This is a genomic window from Bradyrhizobium sp. 18BD (genome assembly GCF_054185225.1).
In genome coordinates, this window is sequence record NZ_JAVAYL010000028.1 from 57,909 (window position 1) to 74,562 (window position 16,654).

Here is a 16,654-nt window from a genome sequence, read left to right on the forward strand (position 1 = left end):
CTCTGCTGCATCTGCCTCTACGGCGCGCAGGCAAAGCTCGCGGCCTCCGTCGCCGGGCCGCTCTTGTACTGCGGCCAGGCCGGCCAGCGGCACAGCGGCAGCGCGCGCATGACCGCAAAGGAGGGTGCCTCGACCTTCTGCTCGCTGACCTCCAGGTCGCCGGGCGCCTTGCCCTTCTCGACCCAGTCGACCAGCACGCTCAGCATGTCGACATTGGCCGGCGCGCCGGAGCCGACATGGTCGACACCGGGCGCGGTGTAGAGCCGTGCGAACTCCGCCGTCTCGGCCTTGCCGAGCTTGCGCTCGACGCTCTCGAAATAGCGGATGCCGGCATAGGGGCTCTGCGCATAGTCGGCCATGTGCTCGAGCATGATCAGCCGGCCGCCGCGCCCGCGAAAACGGCTGAGATCAGGATCGGTCGAATCCATGAGATTGGAGACCTCGAGCAGCCGCGCCTTGTGGTCCTCCACCTTGTAGGTGGCGACGTCGAGCTTGGGATCGCGTGCGAATACATGTTGGATGCCGCCGGCGCCGTAGATCCAGGCGATGCCGTTGTTGGGCGCCGGCGGCTGCGCGGGCGGCGCGGTGCCGAGCCACCATGCGACCCAGCCGCCGGTCGGCCCGATCGCCGGCGTATCCTCGCCGGAGATGCCCCAGCCCGGATAATCATCGAGCCCGTTGGCGAGCGCGAACGGGAATTTGTAGGTTCCGTGCAGCGTGATCACGGCCCTGATCTGCGGCTCGGTGAGACATTGATCGCCACTCTGGCCGCTGGCGCAACGCAGCGTCTCGAGCTTGAATGCGGTCTTGCAGGCGACGGGATCGCGCACCAACGCGTTGCCGGAGCCGTCGGCCTTGTCGCAGGTCGCTCGCACCGCATCGGCGACGAGCTTGACCTGCGTTGGATTGATCCAGCCCTCGCCCATGGTCGCAAGCCCCGAGCGCGTGCCGGCATGCTGCAGGCCGACCCAGTTGATGACGGGCACGCGGGCGAAGATGCCGTCGAAATCGTCGGGGTAGCGCTGGGCCATGGTGAGGCCTTCGCGGCCGCCCTCGGACGAGCCCATGAAATACAGCTTCTCCGGCTTCTTGCCGTAGGCGCGCTCCATCAGCGTAACGGCGGCGTCGCGCACCTTCTTGTAGGCGCGATGCGCAAAGTTCTCGAAGGCTTCGTCGTTCGCCGCGAACAATTGCGGCGGCTCGCCCGGCTTGGACTCGTGCCCGGAGTCCGTGCCGTAGGTGACGAAGCCGCGCGCCAGCGGCGACGGCTTGTCGAAGGGATAGGCCGGCGGCAACCCGAGGCCCGTGATCAGCACGCCATTAAAACCGCCGCCGCCATATTGCAGCGAGCGGCCGTTCCACTCGACGGGCAGGTTGACCTGGAATTTGATCGGCGGCGCCTTGGGATCGACGGGGTCGATATGGCCGAGCACCTTGCAGAAGGCGGGATTGGCCGGCGTGATGCGGCCCGACGGCGTCGGCCCGCGCTCGGCGACGGCAATCTGCGATGGCGCCTGCAGCGTTGCGGAATCGATCTTCACGGCATCGGCCCCGCCAACGAGCCCCTTGCAGACGGTGTCGGCATCTTCGGCCAATGTCGCCGCGAACGCGCCGGTCGCGCCCAGCGCCGCTGCCGTCCCCACCAGCCACGCGCACAGCTTCGCCCTCGATAGCGTCATCGTTTCCACCCGGTTTTCTCTGTTCTGCGTCCGACAGTCGGCTGCATTCAACGCAACCTTCACGCCTGCGTCAATCGCTTCAAAACGATCCAAGCGCGCTACCCAGCGCGATCACGGCCACCAGCGCCAGCAGCGACGTCACGATGCCCACCATCACGATGTCGAAATAGCTGTCGCGATGCGTCAGGCCGCAGATCGCAAGCAGGCTGACGACGGCGCCGTTGTGCGGCAAGATATCCAGCGTGCCGGAGCCGATCACCGCGACGCGGTGCATCAGCGCAAGGTCGATGCCGGTGCGCTCGGCGAGCTCGACATAGGTCTGGCCGAGCGCATCGAGCGCGATCGTCAGGCCGCCCGATGCGGAGCCGGTCAACGCGGCCAGGATGTTGGTCGCCACCGCCAGCGACACCAGCGGGCCGCCTTCGATCGCGAGCACCCAGTCGCGCACGATCGTGAATGCCGGCAGCGCGGCGACGACCGCGCCAAAGCCGACCAGGCTGGCGACGCTGAATGCAGGCAGCACCGACGCATTGGCACCGGCATCCATGGTCTGGCGCAGCGCCGGCAGCCTGCTCCAGTTCAGCACGATGGTCGCGACGATGGCCGCGGTCAGGGCAACCGCGACCGACCACACGCCCGCCACGGCGGCGAGCGAGGTGCCGCCGAAGCGCTGTTCGGCGAGATAGGAGACATCGAGGCGCGGCAGCACGCCCAGCGACATCACGAGATTGACGGCGACGACGACGACCAGCGGCACGATGGCGCTCACGACAGGCGCGGCCGCGCTACTGCGATGGCCGTGCTTCATCTCTGCCGGATCGAATTCACGTGCCGTGGTCGCGCGTTCGCGCACGAACTCGTCGGACGCCGCCCGCTCGGTCGTATCCTCGGCGTCGTCGCCATAACCCTCCCCGGCGCGCCGAGCCCTGGCCTCGGCGCGATGCAGCCACCACAATCCCGTGCCGAGCATGATCAGGGAGGCGATGATGCCGAGGCCCGGCGCGGCAAAAGGCGTCGTGCCGAAGAACGGCATCGGGATCGCATTCTGGATCGACGGCGTGCCCGGCAGCGCCGACATGGTGAAGGTCGAGGTGCCCAGCACGACCGCGGCCGGAATCAGTCGCTGCGGTATCGCGGCCGCGCGAAACAGCGAGCGCGCCATCGGAACGATGACGAAGAATGCGACGAACAGGCTGACGCCTCCGTATGTCACCAGCGCACCGGCCAGCACGACGGCCAGCACCACGCGCCGCTCGCCCAGCCGCTTCGCCATGAAGCCGGCAACGGACGTGACCGCGCCGCTGTCGTCCATCAGCTTGCCAAAGACGGCACCGAGCAGGAAGATCGGAAAGAATTGCGCCAGGAAGCCGCCCGCGCTTGCCATAAAGACCTGAGTCAGGTTCGCCAGCAGCGGCTCGCCGCCGAACAGCGCCGCCACGAGCGCGGCGAACGGCGCGAGCAGGAGAACGCTCCAGCCGCGAAAGGCGAACAGCACCAGCAGTCCAAGCCCGACGAGAAGGCCGAGAAGCCCCATGCCTCAGCACTCCGCCAGCAGGACGTCGAGATCGGCGGTCGAGCGCTGGCCGATATCGGCGCCGTGCTCGTTGAGAAAGGCCTCGGCCGCCAGCCGGCCCTCGGCCCGGAGCATCGAGACGAACTCCCACTCCGCATTGAGCTTTGACGAAGCGCCGAACTTCGCCAGCATGTCGCTCTTGATCCGGTGCGTCCGCATCTTCGCCCAATGTACGCCCTCGCCGCTGCCGGGATCCGCGGCCTGACGCAGCAGCGCGATCATCCGCAGCTCCTTCATCAGCGGCGAGTTGAAGGAGATTTCGTTGAGCCGGTTGAGGATCTCCGCCGCCGTGCGCGGTTCCTCCGGCCGCTCAGTCGGATTGATCTGAACGAGGATGGTGTCGTAGGCGCCGCTTTCGCGCACCAGCGGCGTGATCGTCGGATTGCCGGCGAAGCCGCCATCCCAATAGAGCTCGCCATCGATCTCGATGGCCCGGAACATGGTCGGCAGGCAGGCCGAGGCAAGCAGGACGTCGGCGGTGATCTCCGCGTTGCGAAAGATGCGGCCGCGCCCGGTCCGCACGCTCGTCGCGGTGATGAACAGCTTGATCGACGAGCTCGCGAGGCGCTCGAAATCGATACTCTCGGCCAGCACCGCGCGCAGCGGATTGTAGCCGGTCGGATTGAGGTCGTAGGGCGATAGCACCCGCGACATCAGGTCGGTGAGGACGTAGAAGGGCGAGGTATCGAGCGTCCAGCGTCCCATCAGCCGGTCGAGCGGGGAGCGCTGCAGCGGGCTGAAGGCCGCGGCCCGGGAGACGCGCCGCCAATATCGATCGAGTGCCTCGCGCCCGCCCTCGGCGCCGCCGGCGGTCCAGCCATCCGCCAGCACGGCCGCATTCATGGCGCCGGCCGACGTTCCCGAGATCGCGGCGATGGTAAGCCATTTTTCTTCGAGCAGCCGGTCAAGCACGCCCCAACTGAAGGCGCCGTGCGAGCCGCCGCCCTGAAGTGCGAGATCGATCAGTACGGCGTCCCGTTCCATCGGCACCCACGCAACTGAAGCTCAAATTCGACGAGATTTGTTCCTCGCCGAAGACAGTTTAGAGAGCCGTAGCCGCACAATGCAACCGGAACGTGACGACGGGCTAGTGCTCGAAGATCAGCCTTGCGCCGACCGTGCCTTCGAGACTGCGGATCTGGTCGAGCAGCACGCCTGAATCCTGGCCGCCGAGATCGGCGTCGAGCACGACGTAGCCGAGGTCGCCGGCGGTCTCCAGATATTGCGCGGCGATGTTGATGTCGCGCTGGAGGAACACCTCGTTCAGCCGCCGCAGCATGCCCGGCACGTTGCGATGGACATGGCTGAAGCGCGCGCCGGCGGGGCGCAGATGCAGCTGCACCTCCGGGAAATTCACCGCGCCCATGGTCGAGCCCGTGATGAAATAATCGACCAGCTTGCGCGCGACCTCGCCGCCGATGCGCTCCTGCGCCTCCTCGGTCGAGCCGCCGACATGCGGGGTCAGGATGACGTTGTTGAGGCCCTGCACCGGGCTCTTGAAACGCTCCGCGTTCGAGGACGGCTCGACCGGAAACACGTCGATTGCGGCACCGGCGATGTGACCGTCGCGCAGCGTGCCGGCGAGCGCATCGAGATCGACGACCGTGCCGCGGCTGTTGTTGATCAGGAACGAGCCGGGCTTCATCGCGCGCAGCTCCTTCTCGCCGATCATGCCGGCAGTTTCCGGCGTCTCCGGCACGTGCAGGCTGACCACGTCGCTCTGCGCCAGCAGCTCTTCGAGCTTCTCGACCGGCTCGGTGTTGCCGTGGCGGAGCTTGTCGGTGCGATCGTAATAGATCACGCGCATGCCCATGGCCTCGGCCAGCGTCGAGAGCTGCGAGCCGATATTGCCATAGCCGATGATGCCGAGGGTGCGGCCGCGCACCTCGCGGCTGCCGGCCGCCGACTTGTCCCAACCGCCGCCATGCGCCGACACCGAACGCGGAAAGATCTGGCGCAGCAGCATCACGATCTCGCCGATCACGAGCTCGGCAACGCTGCGGGTGTTGGAGAACGGCGCGTTGAACACGGGAATACCGCGCTTGCGCGCGGCCAGCAGATCGACCTGGTTGGTGCCGACGCTGAAGCAGCCGACCGCAAGCAGCCCGTCGGCCGCCGCGAGCACCTTGTCGGTGATCTGGGTGCGCGAGCGGATGCCGAGCAGCGACACGCCCTTGAGCGCCCGGCGAAGGTCTTCGCCATCCAGCGCCTTGGTCAGCCGCTCGACATTGGTGAAGCCCGCGCTCCGGAACAGGTCCACGGCGCTGTCATTGACGCCTTCCAGCAGCAGCGCCTTCGCGCTCCGCTCAGGGCTTTGGCCTGGGGCTGACATAGAATCTCCATAGATGACGGCTTTGCCGCAGCTCTTAGACCGCGTACGGTGGGCAGCACAATAGGCCTTGGATATGGGAGGAAGATGGCGGGGCGGGAGGGTGGGCTTGGTATCCCACCAGCTCCGTCCTTCCCGCGCTCACAATGACCGTCCGTCATCCTGAGGTGCGAGTGGCGCGATGCCAAGCATCGCGCCGGGAGCCTCGAAGGATGAACGGCCCCGATGCAGCCGGGCCGTCGCCCTTCGAGGGCCGCCAAGAGGCGGCCACCTCAGGGTGACGGTGCTACTCGGTCGTCCGTCAAATCACATAGAATCCGTGCGTGCCGTCCAGGCGGAGCTGCTCGACGAGACCATACTCCCAGTCGAGATAGGCCTGCATCGCGCGCTCGGCGACTTCGGTGCCCTCGTAGGGACGGCGGTAGCGGTGCGCCGGGTCCAGCTTCGGCAGCACGAGCGGCGGGGCGATCTCGAGCGCGCCGTCATAGCCGCCTTCGAGCACGTAGACCTCCCAGCCCATCTGCGCGAGCCAGGACGCCGTCATGTCGGCACGGACGCCCTTGTCGTCGGTGAGGACGATCCGCGCGCCGCGCACCGGCGCGGCCATGTCGGTTTCCTGGACGAGCTGGCCGCCCGGATAATGGCGAAAGCCGGGGAGATGGCCGGCCGCATGTTCCTCGGCATCGCGCACGTCGAAACGATAGAGCGTGCGATGGGTTTCCGCACGCAGCGCCGACATCTCGCTCGCGCCGATGTGGCGAACGCCGGCGCGATAGGCGACGTCACGGGCATTGGCCGGGCCGCCCGCGAACGATCCGATCCCGCCGCGCTTCTCCGCACCGTGGTTGAGCGTGTGCCGCGCCAGCGTCCAGCCGATCGTGCCGTTGCGCAGCGCCCGCACCTTGTTGGGCACGCCGGCATTGATCAGCGACTGGGTGCCGATGATCGAGCGGGTGCGGCCGGCGCAATTGACGATGATGGTGGTCTCGGGATCGGGCGCGGCCTGACCTGCCCGCAGCACCAGTTCCGCGCCGGGTACGCTGACCGAGCCCGGAATGTTCATGGTCGAATATTCATCGAAGCGGCGGACGTCGAGAATGGCGATGTTGGCCTTGTCGGCAATCAGCTTCGCGACCTCGTCGGCGCTGAACGACGGCGTGTGGCGGCGCGCCTCGACCAGTTCGCCAAAGGCCTTGGAGTAGGAATTGACGTCCTCGAACATCTGATAACCCGCATCGCGCCAGGCCATCAGCCCGCCATCGAGCGCACGGACGTTGGTGTAGCCGAGCCCGGCCAGCCGTTCGGCGCCGGTCGCGACGAGCCCCTCGCCGTCATCATAGAGCACGATCGCCACGTCCTTGCGCGGCAGCCTCACCGCGGCTTCGATCTCGATCCGGTCCGCAGCCATGTTGGCGGCGAACAGGGGATGGCCGGTGGCGAAGGCGGCCTCGTGCCTGAGATCGAGCAGCGCGACCTCCTCGCGCAACAGCAGCGCGCGACGGATATCGGCGGGAGAGACGGTCGAGAGCTTCATGGCAAGAACCCTAGCAAGAACCCTAGCGAGGACAGGCCAAGGCTTTTGAACGATTAGGGGCGCGTTGGCTAGCCTTCGCGCACGCTCACTCGCCCGGAACCAGCCGCCCGAGCGGTGGCTGCGCCGGGCGCCGCAGCTTGCGGCGCGACAGATAGAGCAAAATGCCGGTGACCGAGAACAGCGGCATCAGCGCGGCGGCGATCATGAAGGCGAGCTTGCCGGGCCAGCCCAGGAATGCGCCACGGTGGATGTCCAGCACGTTGGCGATGATCTTCTCGCTGAACGTCTTGTCGGCATAGCGTTCGGCCGAGATCACTTGCCCCGTGATGGCATCGATGCGGAATTCGTCGCGCGTCGTATCGAGCGTCGAGTCCTTCGGCCACGACCGGATCCGGATCACCGTTCCCGGCCCGCTGGGCAGCGCCAGCAGCACCCTGGAGAAACGGCCGGCCTCCTCGCGCTGGATCGTCGTCCAGGCGCGATCGAATCCGATCGGCTGGGCCGGCTGGTCACGACCGGCCGCGCGCGGCGCCTTCGCAGCCATCTTCGGCTGCATCTTTGCGGCAGCGATCTCGGGGCGCGACAGCAGCCAGACGACACCGTCCTTGTACCAGTCGAACGAGTACCACAGCCCGGTCAGCGTCATCACCAGATAGACCGGGAGCACCCAGGTGCCGATCACCGCGTGCAGCGAGCGATGCAAGCCGCGGCCGCTGAGGCCAATATTGGGCTTCAGCCACATCTTCACGCTGCTGGCGCGGCGCGGCCAGCGCAACACCAGGCCCGTGATCAGCATGACGATCAGGCCGATCGCGGCAATGCCGGTGATCGGGCGACCCCAGCCCTTGGCCTCGCCGGGAATGAGCAGCCAGCGATGCAGTTGGCGGACGGTGACGAAAAACTCTTCGCCGCGCGGCACGCCCAACACGCGGGCATCATAGGGATCGACATAGAGCGAGCCGCGCCGGGCGCCCTGCTCGTCGCGGCCGAAGCGGACACGCACCGCCGCCGACGGATCGCTCGACCGCGTCAGGGATGCGACCTTGCCGATATCAGGCATCGCCTGCAACCGCGCGACCAGCTCGTCGGGCATCAGCGCCGGCGTCTGGCGCGGCGCGACCTGCATGATGCCGTTGTTCAGATAGTCACCGATCTCGTCCTCAAAGCTCATGATCGAGCCGGTCAGCGCGATCAGCGCGAGCAGCAACGCAAGCACCAGGCCGGCGATGGAATGGACCTGGTGCAGGACGGCCTTGATGGTGTGCCCGACCCTACTCATCGAATCCCGCCTTCTTGATGAGCGCGATCGCGGCTTTCTGGGCTGCGGAGATCTCGTCGACCGGCAGCGCATCGGCATTGAATGAGCCCATCTCGGCAACCACGGGCGCGCGTTCAGCCGTGGCGACCACGGGATATTCCAGCTCGGCGGCGGCAAAGATCCGTTGCGCCGCCGGGGTCACGAGGAATTCGAGGAATTTTCGTGCGTCGGCGGGATGGGGCGCGTGTTTCGCGATGGCCGCGCCGGTGAGATTGACGTGCGTGCCGCCGCCCCTGAATGCCGTCGGCACCGCCTTGACGTCCGCCGCCCAGTTGCGCCAATCGGCCCCCTCCCGTCCGTCGCGCAATTGCGCCAGGGCCACGGTGTTGCCGATGCCGATCTCGCACATGCCTTGCGCGATCTCGCGGACGACGTCGTTGTCCTTGCCATCGGGCTTGTGGGCGAGATTGGCCTTCAGGCCGGCGAGCCAGCCTTGCGTCGCGGCTTCGCCGTGATGGACGAGATAGGCCGCGACCAGCGCGACATTGTTCTGGTGAAGCGGCGCGCGCATGCAGAGTTTGCCGCGCCATTGGGGATCCGCGAGGTCTTCGTAGTCGATTTGCGCAAGCGCGCTGTCCTTGCGGGCAAAGACGACGCGCGGGCGGATCGCGAGCGCAAGCCATTGCGCGTCGCTGCCGCGGAGATTTGCCGGGACAGCCTGCTCGATGCGCGCGGACGAAACAGCCTGTGTGAGCCCAAGGGCCGAGAGCTCGGTCGTCTTGTCCAGTCCGATCGTCAACAACACGTCCGCGGGCGACGCTGCGCCTTCCGACGCAAGGCGCTTGACGAGCCGATCCTCGACGAAGACCACGTTCACCTTGATGCCGCTGGCTTCCGTGAAAGCGGCAACGACAGGCGCGACCAGGGCCGCTTCCCTGGTCGAATAGAGTATGATCTCCTCGGCGCGGCTCGCACCCGTGGCGGCAAGGCAGGCAGCCGCCAGCGCGATCAGGACCCCGATGGCTTTGTGCCGCGCCGCCATCGCTAGAAGTTCACCGTTGCCGACAGCGAGAAGCGGCGGGCATCGCCGATGGCGACGGCTAAAGCGCTCCCGGTAGTGGACGTATAGTAGAGCTTGTCGAACAGGTTCTTGACGTTGAACTGATAGGTCACCGGCAGCTTGTCGATCTTCGTGTCGTAGGTCGCAAAGACGTCTGCGACGGTATAGGCTGGCAGGAAGAACGAGTTGGCGGAATCGGCCGGCCGGTCACCGACATAGTGCGCGCCGCCGCCGAGCCGCAGACGTCCGGGCAGCCGCTCGCCGAAATCGTAGACGAGATAGAGCGAGGCCGTGTTCATCGCGGCGTTGAACAGCTTGGCGTTCCCGACATCGGGATCGTTGATCAAGCGCGCATCGGTATAGCCGTAACTTCCGATCATGCTCCAATCGTCAGTCAGCTTACCGGTCACGTCCAACTCGACTCCGCGCGACCGGGCCGCGCCGGACGTTCGCGCCGAAACCGTGCCGTTGCCGAGATCGTCCCTGACCAGCACATTCTTCTTCTGGATGTCGTAGAACGCCAAGGTGCCCGACAGCCGCTTGTTGACGTCGAACTTGAAGCCGGTTTCCCACTGCGTACCTTCCTCGGGCGGGAGATTTCCGGTGACCACAAAGCCTATGGTCGTCCCCGCGAACTGCGCAATCGTCGAGGTCGGCTTCAGCGACTGCGTATAGCTCACGTAATAGGAGAGCTGATCGTTCAGCTTGAAGATGACGCCGCCGAGCGGCAGCACCTTGTCGCCCGCGAGATTCGTGTTGGTGATGAATTTGGGCCGGCCCTTTCCGGCGAGTTGCTCATATTCCATCCAGCGCACGCCGCCGACCACGGACAGCCAGTTGGTCACATGGAACGTGTCCTGGGCGAAGAAGCCGCGGGTGCCGAGCAGGTCGGTCTGCTCGCTGTCGACTGCAGAAATGGTCGTGCCCGGTGTGACCAGCCCGTAGACCGGATTGTAGAAATTGAAGCTCGGGGTCGCCTGGCGGATCAGGTCGCGACGATCGATGGTGCGATACAGCGCCTCGCCCCCGAACAGGATCTCGTTGCGGAAGCCGCCCACCCAGACGTCACCCTGGAGATAGGAGGTGCCGTAGCTGGCGTTGCTCAGCGAGTTCTGGGTACCGTCATTGCTGCGGGTCTCGACGCCGGTCTTGGCGTTGACGCCGGTGATGCGAAGCTGATTGGCGCTGTAGGTCTCGGTGTTGTAGCTGTAGGCCGCCGTGACCTTCCAATTGTCGTCGAGCTTCTGCTCGACGGAGGCCTGTATCAGGTCCGAGTTACCCCACATGTTGTTGAAGGGCTCGTCGAGCCGGCGCGTCTTCGGGATCGCCAGCGGCGCGCCGTTGACGAAGGCCGTGCCGCGGTCGAACGGAAAGATGAACTCGCGGTGCTCATAGGTCAGCTGGACCGTCGTGGTCTCGCCGTACCAGGCGAGCGACGGGTTCACCAGCATTTCCCGGTGGCGGCCAAAATTGCGCCAGTAATCCTCGCTGACGCCGTAGCCGATGAAGCGATAAGCAAGGCCGCCGTCACCGATCGGACCGGTGATGTCGAGCGTGCCGTCGGCGCCGCTCCGGTTGTTCGCGTAGGTCGAACCGAGCAGCGTGACCGAACCGTGCTGATAGAGCTCGGGGCGCTTGCTGATGGTGTTGACGATGCCGCCGGGATCCATGATGCCGTAGAGCAGCGAAGCCGGTCCCTTCAACACCTCGACGCTGTCGACCGCGGCGTTCAGGCTGCGGCCCTGCACCAGCGGCATGCCGTTGCGCATGATCGAGCCGTCGCGGTTGTCGCCGAAGCCGCGGCGGATCACCGCGTCCTGGGTGCCGGCCAGCGTGTTGGTCTGCGTGATCCCGCTGATGTTGACCAGCGCATCGTCGATGTTGCGCGGCAATTGGTCCTTCAGCACTTGCGCTGGCACGACGTTGACGGTCTGCGAGGTATCGAGCGGCGAGGCGCCGCTGCGCAGCGTCGTCGCGCTCGGCATCGCACGGTAACCGAGCTTTGCGGCCTCTTGCGCGGCAGCCGCCGCGGCGGCGCGCTCCGAGAGCGTCGGCTCCACAGGGGCGGCCGTCGCATTGCGGCTGCGCTGACGTGCGGCAGTTTGCTTGCGACGCGGAGACTGTTCCGCGGCACGGGCCGCCGGTTTCGGCCGCTGCGCCGGTGCTTCCACCGTCACCGGCGGCAGCGCCGATTGCGCCTGTGCGCTCGTCGTGTTGGCGGGAGTTTCGGCGAACAGCACGGCTGCGCCGATGAGAAGACCTGCACGGCTCTTGCCGGCACGAAGACGATGGCCGCTGACGCGCTGGCCATCCACGAAGGCACGCACTTTCATTCCACTTCAAGTCAAGAACGTTGAAGTGTCGGCCTGTAACAGTCGCTGCGAGCGAAGAGAACCGCAGCCGGGCTTGAATAGCTCTAGTGTTGAATCGTTCTAAGCGCAGAAGCGCGCCGAACGTCAATCAAGGATTGATCTCGCAACAATCGTGACACGCTGGGCGCGAATTCGCGGCAACGTGTCACGGATTTGTGCGATCTCACACGGCGGCGGGAGCGGTCAGCTCGTCGAGCTTTTGCTTGAACGCCGCGCCATCAGACCAGGCGCGGAGCGGCGGACGAACGCGCAGCCATGCCGCATCCCCGGTCTGTGCCGCGAGGATCGCCTTCAGCGTCGCGGTGAATGACGGTGTCTTCAGCACGATGTCGACCGCGGCCTTCATGCGCGCTTCGACATCCTTGCCGTCGACCATGCCCTTGACCAGCTCAGGCACGACATTGGCCATGCCGCAGATGGTGCCGGCGCCGCCGCCGGCAATCACGCGAGTGATATCGGTCTCGTTGCCGACGGTGATGGCGAGCTCGGGCGCGGCGGCACGGAATGCCTGGAACTGCTTGAAGTCGCCGCTGGAGTCCTTCAGGCCGGCAACCACCTTGCCGTAACGCTTGCGCAAATTCGCGGCGACGCTGGTCGGGATCGCGACGCCGGAGACCTGCGGGATGTGATAGAGATAGGCGCGCAGGCGATCGTCGCCGACACCGTCGAAGATCGCAGCGAACGCATCCTCAATGCCCTCGGGCGAGACGCCGCGATCGAAATAGGGCGGCAGATACAACACGTGGCGGAGGCCAAGGCCGAGCACGGCGCGCGTCAGCGCGATGCTGTCGCTGATGGCGGGAAAGCCGCCGCCGATGCCGATGCGCTCCGGCGCGATGCCAGCCTTGAGCACGGCTTCGATGGTCGCGACGCGCTCGGCGACATTGAACGAGGTGCCCTCGCCGGTGGTGCCGAACAGCACGACACCGTCGACGCCCTTGCCGAAGAGTTTTTTGGCGTGAGCTGCGAGCTTGGCGGAGTCCACACCGCCGTCCGCCAACAGCGGCGTTGCCGACGCCACCCAGAACCCGCGAATCGCCTCCGTCATCTCACCACCCTTTGCTGCAACCTCGGAACCAAGCCCCTGATCTCCAACGATCTTGGCGGCCTTCCGAGCCTTGTTTTTGCTTTACTTTTCATGTTGTACCTTACATACAAGACCGACGCAAACCCTTTCCACCGTCGCTGCACGCATGAGGCGCAGCCGAATTTAGAGGAGGTCTCGCATGAACATGGTGACCCCCATCGAGCGTCCCGACCAATTGCTCGGCGCGTTGCGCGACAAGCTCGGCGCAGCCGCGGTGCTGACCGGCGCGGATGTGCCGGCGCGCAATTGCAACGACTGGAGCGCGAGCCTGCCGCAGACGCCGCGCGCGGTGATCCGCCCGCTCGATGCGCAGGGCGTTGCCGATGCGATCCTGACCTGCCGGCAGGCGCGCCTGCCGTTCGTGCCGCAGGGTGGCTTGACCGGGCTGTGCCGCGGCGCCTCGCCTGAAACGGGCTGGGTCGCGATCTCGCTGGAGCGCATGACCGGCATCGAGGAGATCGATCGCGCGTCGATGACGATGACGGTGAAGGCGGGCACACCGCTGGAGACGATCCAGAAGGCTGCGGACGAAGCCGGCTTCTTCTTTCCGCTCGATCTCGGCTCGCGCGGCTCCTGCGCGATTGGCGGCAACCTCTCCACCAATGCCGGCGGCAACCGCGTGATCCGCTACGGCATGACGCGCGAGCTGGTGCTCGGCCTCGAAGTGGTGCTGCCCGACGGCACCATCATCACCAATCTCAACAAGCTGATGAAGAACAATGCGGGCTATGATCTGAAGCATCTCTTCATCGGCTCGGAAGGTACGCTCGGCATCATCACCCGCGTCGTGCTGAAGCTGTTCCCGAAGCCGCGCTCGACCATGGCCGCGCTCTGCGCGCTGAAGGACTATGCCGCGGTGATCGCGCTGCTCGATGCCGCGCGCAGCGGACTCGGACCTTTGCTGTCGGCCTTCGAGGTGATGTGGCCGGACTATTGGGACGTGATCACGACGCGCGCCGGCGTGAAGCCGCCGGTCGCTGCGGGTCTCGGCCTTTACGTGCTGGTCGAGGCGCAAGGCACCGACGAGAGCATCGATGCACCGCGCTTCCAGGCCTGGCTCGAAGAGCTGATGGAGCGCGGACTGCTGGCCGATGCCGCGGTGGCGCAATCGCTGGGCCAGACGCAGGCGTTCTGGCGTGTGCGCGACATCTGCGCCGAGTTCGGCCAGGTGCTGGGGCCGCACATCTCCTACGACATCGGCCTTGCGGTGGCGCGGATGGACGAGTTCGCCACGCGCTGCAAGGCCGCGCTCGCTGACGGCATCAAGGGCTGCGAGAGCGTCTATTACGGCCATATCGGCGACGGCAATCTGCATCTGGTGTCCTGGGTCACCGGCCTCACCGTCGAGCAGCAGCCGAAGGAAGAGATGGACGCGATCATCTACGGTCTCGTGCGCGAGATGGGCGGCAGCGTCTCCGCCGAGCACGGCATCGGCACCTTGAAGAAGAAGTGGCTGGGGCATGCCAGGAGCGAGCCCGAGATCGCGCTGATGCGTACCCTGAAGGCTGCGCTCGATCCCGATCATCTGCTCAATCCCGGCAAGGTGATCTGAACGGGAGAGCGCATGAGATCGCTCAAGCTCGATACGCCGAAATCGCTGTCGCAGCGCGTGATGCAGAGGCTGCGGCAGGCCATCATCGAGGGCGAGTTCTCGCTCGGCGCCGCGATCTCCGAGGAGATGGTGGCGAACTCCTTCGGCGTCAGCCGCACGCCGGTGCGCGAGGCGATGGGCCAGTTGCAGGCGCAGGGGCTCGTGGTGATCCGGCCGCAGGTCGGCAGCTTTGTCTTCACCCCGAGCGCGGACGACATCACCGCGCTCTGCACCTTCCGCATCGCGCTTGAACCCAAGGCGGCCGAGCTTGCCTTTCGCCATGATCGCGCCGGCGCGCTCGCATCGATGAGCGAGTCGATCGCGGCAATGGAGCCTGCGGTCGAGGCCAGGGACAACATCGCCTATGGCCGCGCCGACGCCGCCTTCCACGAGGCGCTGTTTGCCCATTGCGGCAACCGCTATCTCGCCGAGTCCTACCAGCTCGTCGCGGGCCGCGTCGCCGCGCTGCGCACCAATCTGACCTCGCCGATCGACGTGCGGACGCGCTCCTCCTTCGACGAGCACCGCAAGCTGCTCGACCTGTTCGCGCGCGGCGAGTTTGCGGCGTTCGAAGCGAGCATGACCACGCACATCACCAATTCGGCTGTGGTCTATGCCAAGGCCTTGAAAGTGGACGCGCTGAAGGCGGATTGACCGTTACCGCCCGTCCTTCGATTCCGGCCGGTCCAGGAAGTCCAGCGCGGTGTTGATCTGTTCGAGTTGGTGCTCGATCCTGTCGCGATCCTCGACGGCGTGCGCCTTCTCGAGTTCCTCGACGAGCTTCTGCTTCCGAGCCAGCAAGTTCTCTATGACCGTACTCACAAGACCCCCATCGCCCCGAAGCGAGCATCGGGGCAAAAACCGGTTGCGGACACTGGCGCCGGAGTTGCCGAGGCGCGCGGGAGCGTGGCTCGCGCGGGTGCCTAGGTCAGAATGTCCACGGGGGCGGATGGTTCCTGCAAATGAACCCGAGCCGATGCAACTATTTGTGGCGAAACTCCAGCACCAGAAGCCGCATCATGATCTGCATCACAAATGTCCTTGCTCGCGGAGCGCCCGCAGATCCGATGCCGGCCGCAGTGAGAAGGCGGACGAGGGATCGCTGAAGACGCAGCCGGCCGGTATGTGGATGGAATCACATAGCCGAGCGCGCTGGCCTCGCGAGGCGGGCGTGATACGGTCCTGCAAAACAAGCATCGTCAGTTCGGGCGGATGAGGGAGGCGCACCATGCACAAGGTCTGGATCGAAGCGGCGTTGAACGGACCGTGGAGCCGCGCGCTTCAGCCCGGCATCCCCGACACGATCGAGGCGATCGTCGCCGAGGGCATCGCCTGCGCGGAAGCGGGCGCGGCGATCATTCACACCCATGCCTATGACGGCGGCGGGCCGCAGACGTTCGACTGGCAAATCTATGCCCGCATCATCGAAGGCATCCGCGCCAAGGTCGATGTGCCCGTCTATCCCTCCATCCCCGGCCTCGATGCGCTCGGCAATGTTGCCGATCCCAAGGCGCGCTTTGCCCATATCGAACGGCTTGCCGAACGCGGCCTGCTCGAATTCGCGGTGGTCGATCCCGGCAGTGTCAATTTCACGCTGACCGCGACCAATGCGCAGGCGAAGCCGGCGGAGACCTATCTCAATCCGGAGACCCATATCCGGCACGGGCTTGATGTCGCCAAGCGCCACGGCATCCACCCCGCCTTCGCGATCTACGAACCCGGCTTCATCCGCGCAGGTGCCGCACTGGCCCGCGCGAGCGGCGTGAAGTCGCCGGTCTACCGCTTCATGTTCTCGGAGCAATTCGCCTTCTGCTTCCCGCCGAAGCCGTATGGCCTCGCCGCGCTTGTCACGCTGGCGGAGGAGGAAGCGGCGGGTGCGCCCTGGATGGTCTCCGGCCTCGGCGTCGACATCACGCCGCTGATCGGCGAGGCCGTGGCCCGCGGCGGCCATATCCGCGTCGGGCTGGAGGACGCGCTGCTGGGCTCCACAGTGACCAATCTTGGCCTGGTCGAGGACGCGGTGCGGAGGGTCCGCGAGCATGGCGGCGAGCCGGCGACGACGGCCGAGGTGCGGCAGGCGCTGGCGAAAGGTTAACCCGACCGAACGACTACGGAACCTCAATCTTTCACGCGTCCGTCGGTTGAATTCGCGGGGCCGGGGTCTTATCCCT

Annotated in this window: 13 protein-coding genes; 3 read left to right on the forward strand and 10 right to left on the reverse strand. The window is 66.2% G+C overall.

From position 1 onward, the window contains the following. Window positions 1-17: 17 nt before the first annotated feature. The 9 genes from RAD16_RS36165 to RAD16_RS36205 form a co-directional block, all read right to left on the reverse strand. A complete protein-coding gene (locus tag RAD16_RS36165) occupies window positions 18-1,679 on the reverse strand; it encodes a tannase/feruloyl esterase family alpha/beta hydrolase (RefSeq protein ID WP_458162645.1) in 1,662 nt (553 codons plus the stop codon). 79 nt (window positions 1,680-1,758) lie between these two features. After that, on the reverse strand, window positions 1,759-3,213 hold the full coding sequence (locus RAD16_RS36170; protein ID WP_458162646.1) for a GntP family permease: 1,455 nt from the start codon (window positions 3,211-3,213) through the stop codon (window positions 1,759-1,761). A gap of 3 nt (window positions 3,214-3,216) precedes the next feature. Continuing rightward, window positions 3,217-4,236, reverse strand: coding sequence for a patatin-like phospholipase family protein (locus RAD16_RS36175; RefSeq protein WP_458162647.1), 1,020 nt, complete (start codon window positions 4,234-4,236; stop codon window positions 3,217-3,219). 103 nt (window positions 4,237-4,339) lie between these two features. After that, on the reverse strand, window positions 4,340-5,584 hold the full coding sequence (gene serA / locus RAD16_RS36180; RefSeq protein ID WP_458162648.1) for a phosphoglycerate dehydrogenase: 1,245 nt from the start codon (window positions 5,582-5,584) through the stop codon (window positions 4,340-4,342). Between the two features lie 298 nt (window positions 5,585-5,882). Continuing rightward, window positions 5,883-7,115, reverse strand: a complete 1,233-nt coding sequence (locus RAD16_RS36185; RefSeq protein WP_458162649.1) for a rhodanese-like domain-containing protein — start codon at window positions 7,113-7,115, stop codon at window positions 5,883-5,885. Window positions 7,116-7,200: 85 nt separating this feature from the next. Continuing rightward, window positions 7,201-8,394 carry a PepSY-associated TM helix domain-containing protein gene (locus RAD16_RS36190; protein ID WP_458162650.1) on the reverse strand — a complete coding sequence of 398 codons (1,194 nt, stop codon included), beginning with the start codon at window positions 8,392-8,394 and terminating at the stop codon, window positions 7,201-7,203. Beyond that, window positions 8,387-9,415, reverse strand: coding sequence for an extracellular solute-binding protein (locus RAD16_RS36195; RefSeq protein WP_458162651.1), 1,029 nt, complete (start codon window positions 9,413-9,415; stop codon window positions 8,387-8,389). The genes RAD16_RS36190 and RAD16_RS36195 overlap by 8 nt, the downstream gene beginning before the upstream one ends. Window positions 9,416-9,417: 2 nt before the next feature. Next, a complete protein-coding gene (locus tag RAD16_RS36200) occupies window positions 9,418-11,766 on the reverse strand; it encodes a TonB-dependent siderophore receptor (RefSeq protein ID WP_458162652.1) in 2,349 nt (782 codons plus the stop codon). Between the two features lie 202 nt (window positions 11,767-11,968). Continuing rightward, window positions 11,969-12,853 (reverse strand): dihydrodipicolinate synthase family protein, encoded by an 885-nt coding sequence (locus tag RAD16_RS36205; RefSeq protein ID WP_458162653.1) that lies wholly within the window; start codon window positions 12,851-12,853, stop codon window positions 11,969-11,971. 178 nt (window positions 12,854-13,031) lie between these two features. On the opposite strand from RAD16_RS36205, the gene RAD16_RS36210 reads away from it, so the two are divergent. Then, complete coding sequence (locus tag RAD16_RS36210; RefSeq protein WP_458162654.1) at window positions 13,032-14,444, forward strand: FAD-binding oxidoreductase; 1,413 nt, start codon at window positions 13,032-13,034, stop codon at window positions 14,442-14,444. A 12-nt stretch (window positions 14,445-14,456) separates the two neighbouring features. Next, window positions 14,457-15,137, forward strand: coding sequence for a GntR family transcriptional regulator (locus RAD16_RS36215; RefSeq protein WP_458162655.1), 681 nt, complete (start codon window positions 14,457-14,459; stop codon window positions 15,135-15,137). Window positions 15,138-15,140: 3 nt separating this feature from the next. Here the strand turns inward: RAD16_RS36215 and RAD16_RS36220 are convergent, their stop codons facing one another. Further along, window positions 15,141-15,305 (reverse strand): hypothetical protein, encoded by a 165-nt coding sequence (locus tag RAD16_RS36220; RefSeq protein ID WP_458162656.1) that lies wholly within the window; start codon window positions 15,303-15,305, stop codon window positions 15,141-15,143. A 406-nt stretch (window positions 15,306-15,711) separates the two neighbouring features. Here RAD16_RS36220 and RAD16_RS36225 point away from each other — a divergent pair, with 406 nt between their 5' ends. Next, complete coding sequence (locus RAD16_RS36225; RefSeq protein ID WP_458162657.1) at window positions 15,712-16,578, forward strand: 3-keto-5-aminohexanoate cleavage protein; 867 nt, start codon at window positions 15,712-15,714, stop codon at window positions 16,576-16,578. The last annotated feature ends 76 nt before the right edge of the window (window positions 16,579-16,654 follow it).

Coding starts and splice junctions, on each gene's coding strand:
- RAD16_RS36165 (WP_458162645.1), bottom strand. CDS start 1,679: ATGACGCTATCGAGGGCGAAGCTGTGCGCGTGGCTGGTGGGGACGGCA.
- RAD16_RS36170 (WP_458162646.1), bottom strand. CDS start 3,213: ATGGGGCTTCTCGGCCTTCTCGTCGGGCTTGGACTGCTGGTGCTGTTC.
- RAD16_RS36175 (WP_458162647.1), bottom strand. CDS start 4,236: ATGGAACGGGACGCCGTACTGATCGATCTCGCACTTCAGGGCGGCGGC.
- serA (WP_458162648.1), bottom strand. CDS start 5,584: ATGTCAGCCCCAGGCCAAAGCCCTGAGCGGAGCGCGAAGGCGCTGCTG.
- RAD16_RS36185 (WP_458162649.1), bottom strand. CDS start 7,115: ATGAAGCTCTCGACCGTCTCTCCCGCCGATATCCGTCGCGCGCTGCTG.
- RAD16_RS36190 (WP_458162650.1), bottom strand. CDS start 8,394: ATGAGTAGGGTCGGGCACACCATCAAGGCCGTCCTGCACCAGGTCCAT.
- RAD16_RS36195 (WP_458162651.1), bottom strand. CDS start 9,415: ATGGCGGCGCGGCACAAAGCCATCGGGGTCCTGATCGCGCTGGCGGCT.
- RAD16_RS36200 (WP_458162652.1), bottom strand. CDS start 11,766: ATGAAAGTGCGTGCCTTCGTGGATGGCCAGCGCGTCAGCGGCCATCGT.
- RAD16_RS36205 (WP_458162653.1), bottom strand. CDS start 12,853: ATGACGGAGGCGATTCGCGGGTTCTGGGTGGCGTCGGCAACGCCGCTG.
- RAD16_RS36210 (WP_458162654.1), top strand. CDS start 13,032: ATGAACATGGTGACCCCCATCGAGCGTCCCGACCAATTGCTCGGCGCG.
- RAD16_RS36215 (WP_458162655.1), top strand. CDS start 14,457: ATGAGATCGCTCAAGCTCGATACGCCGAAATCGCTGTCGCAGCGCGTG.
- RAD16_RS36225 (WP_458162657.1), top strand. CDS start 15,712: ATGCACAAGGTCTGGATCGAAGCGGCGTTGAACGGACCGTGGAGCCGC.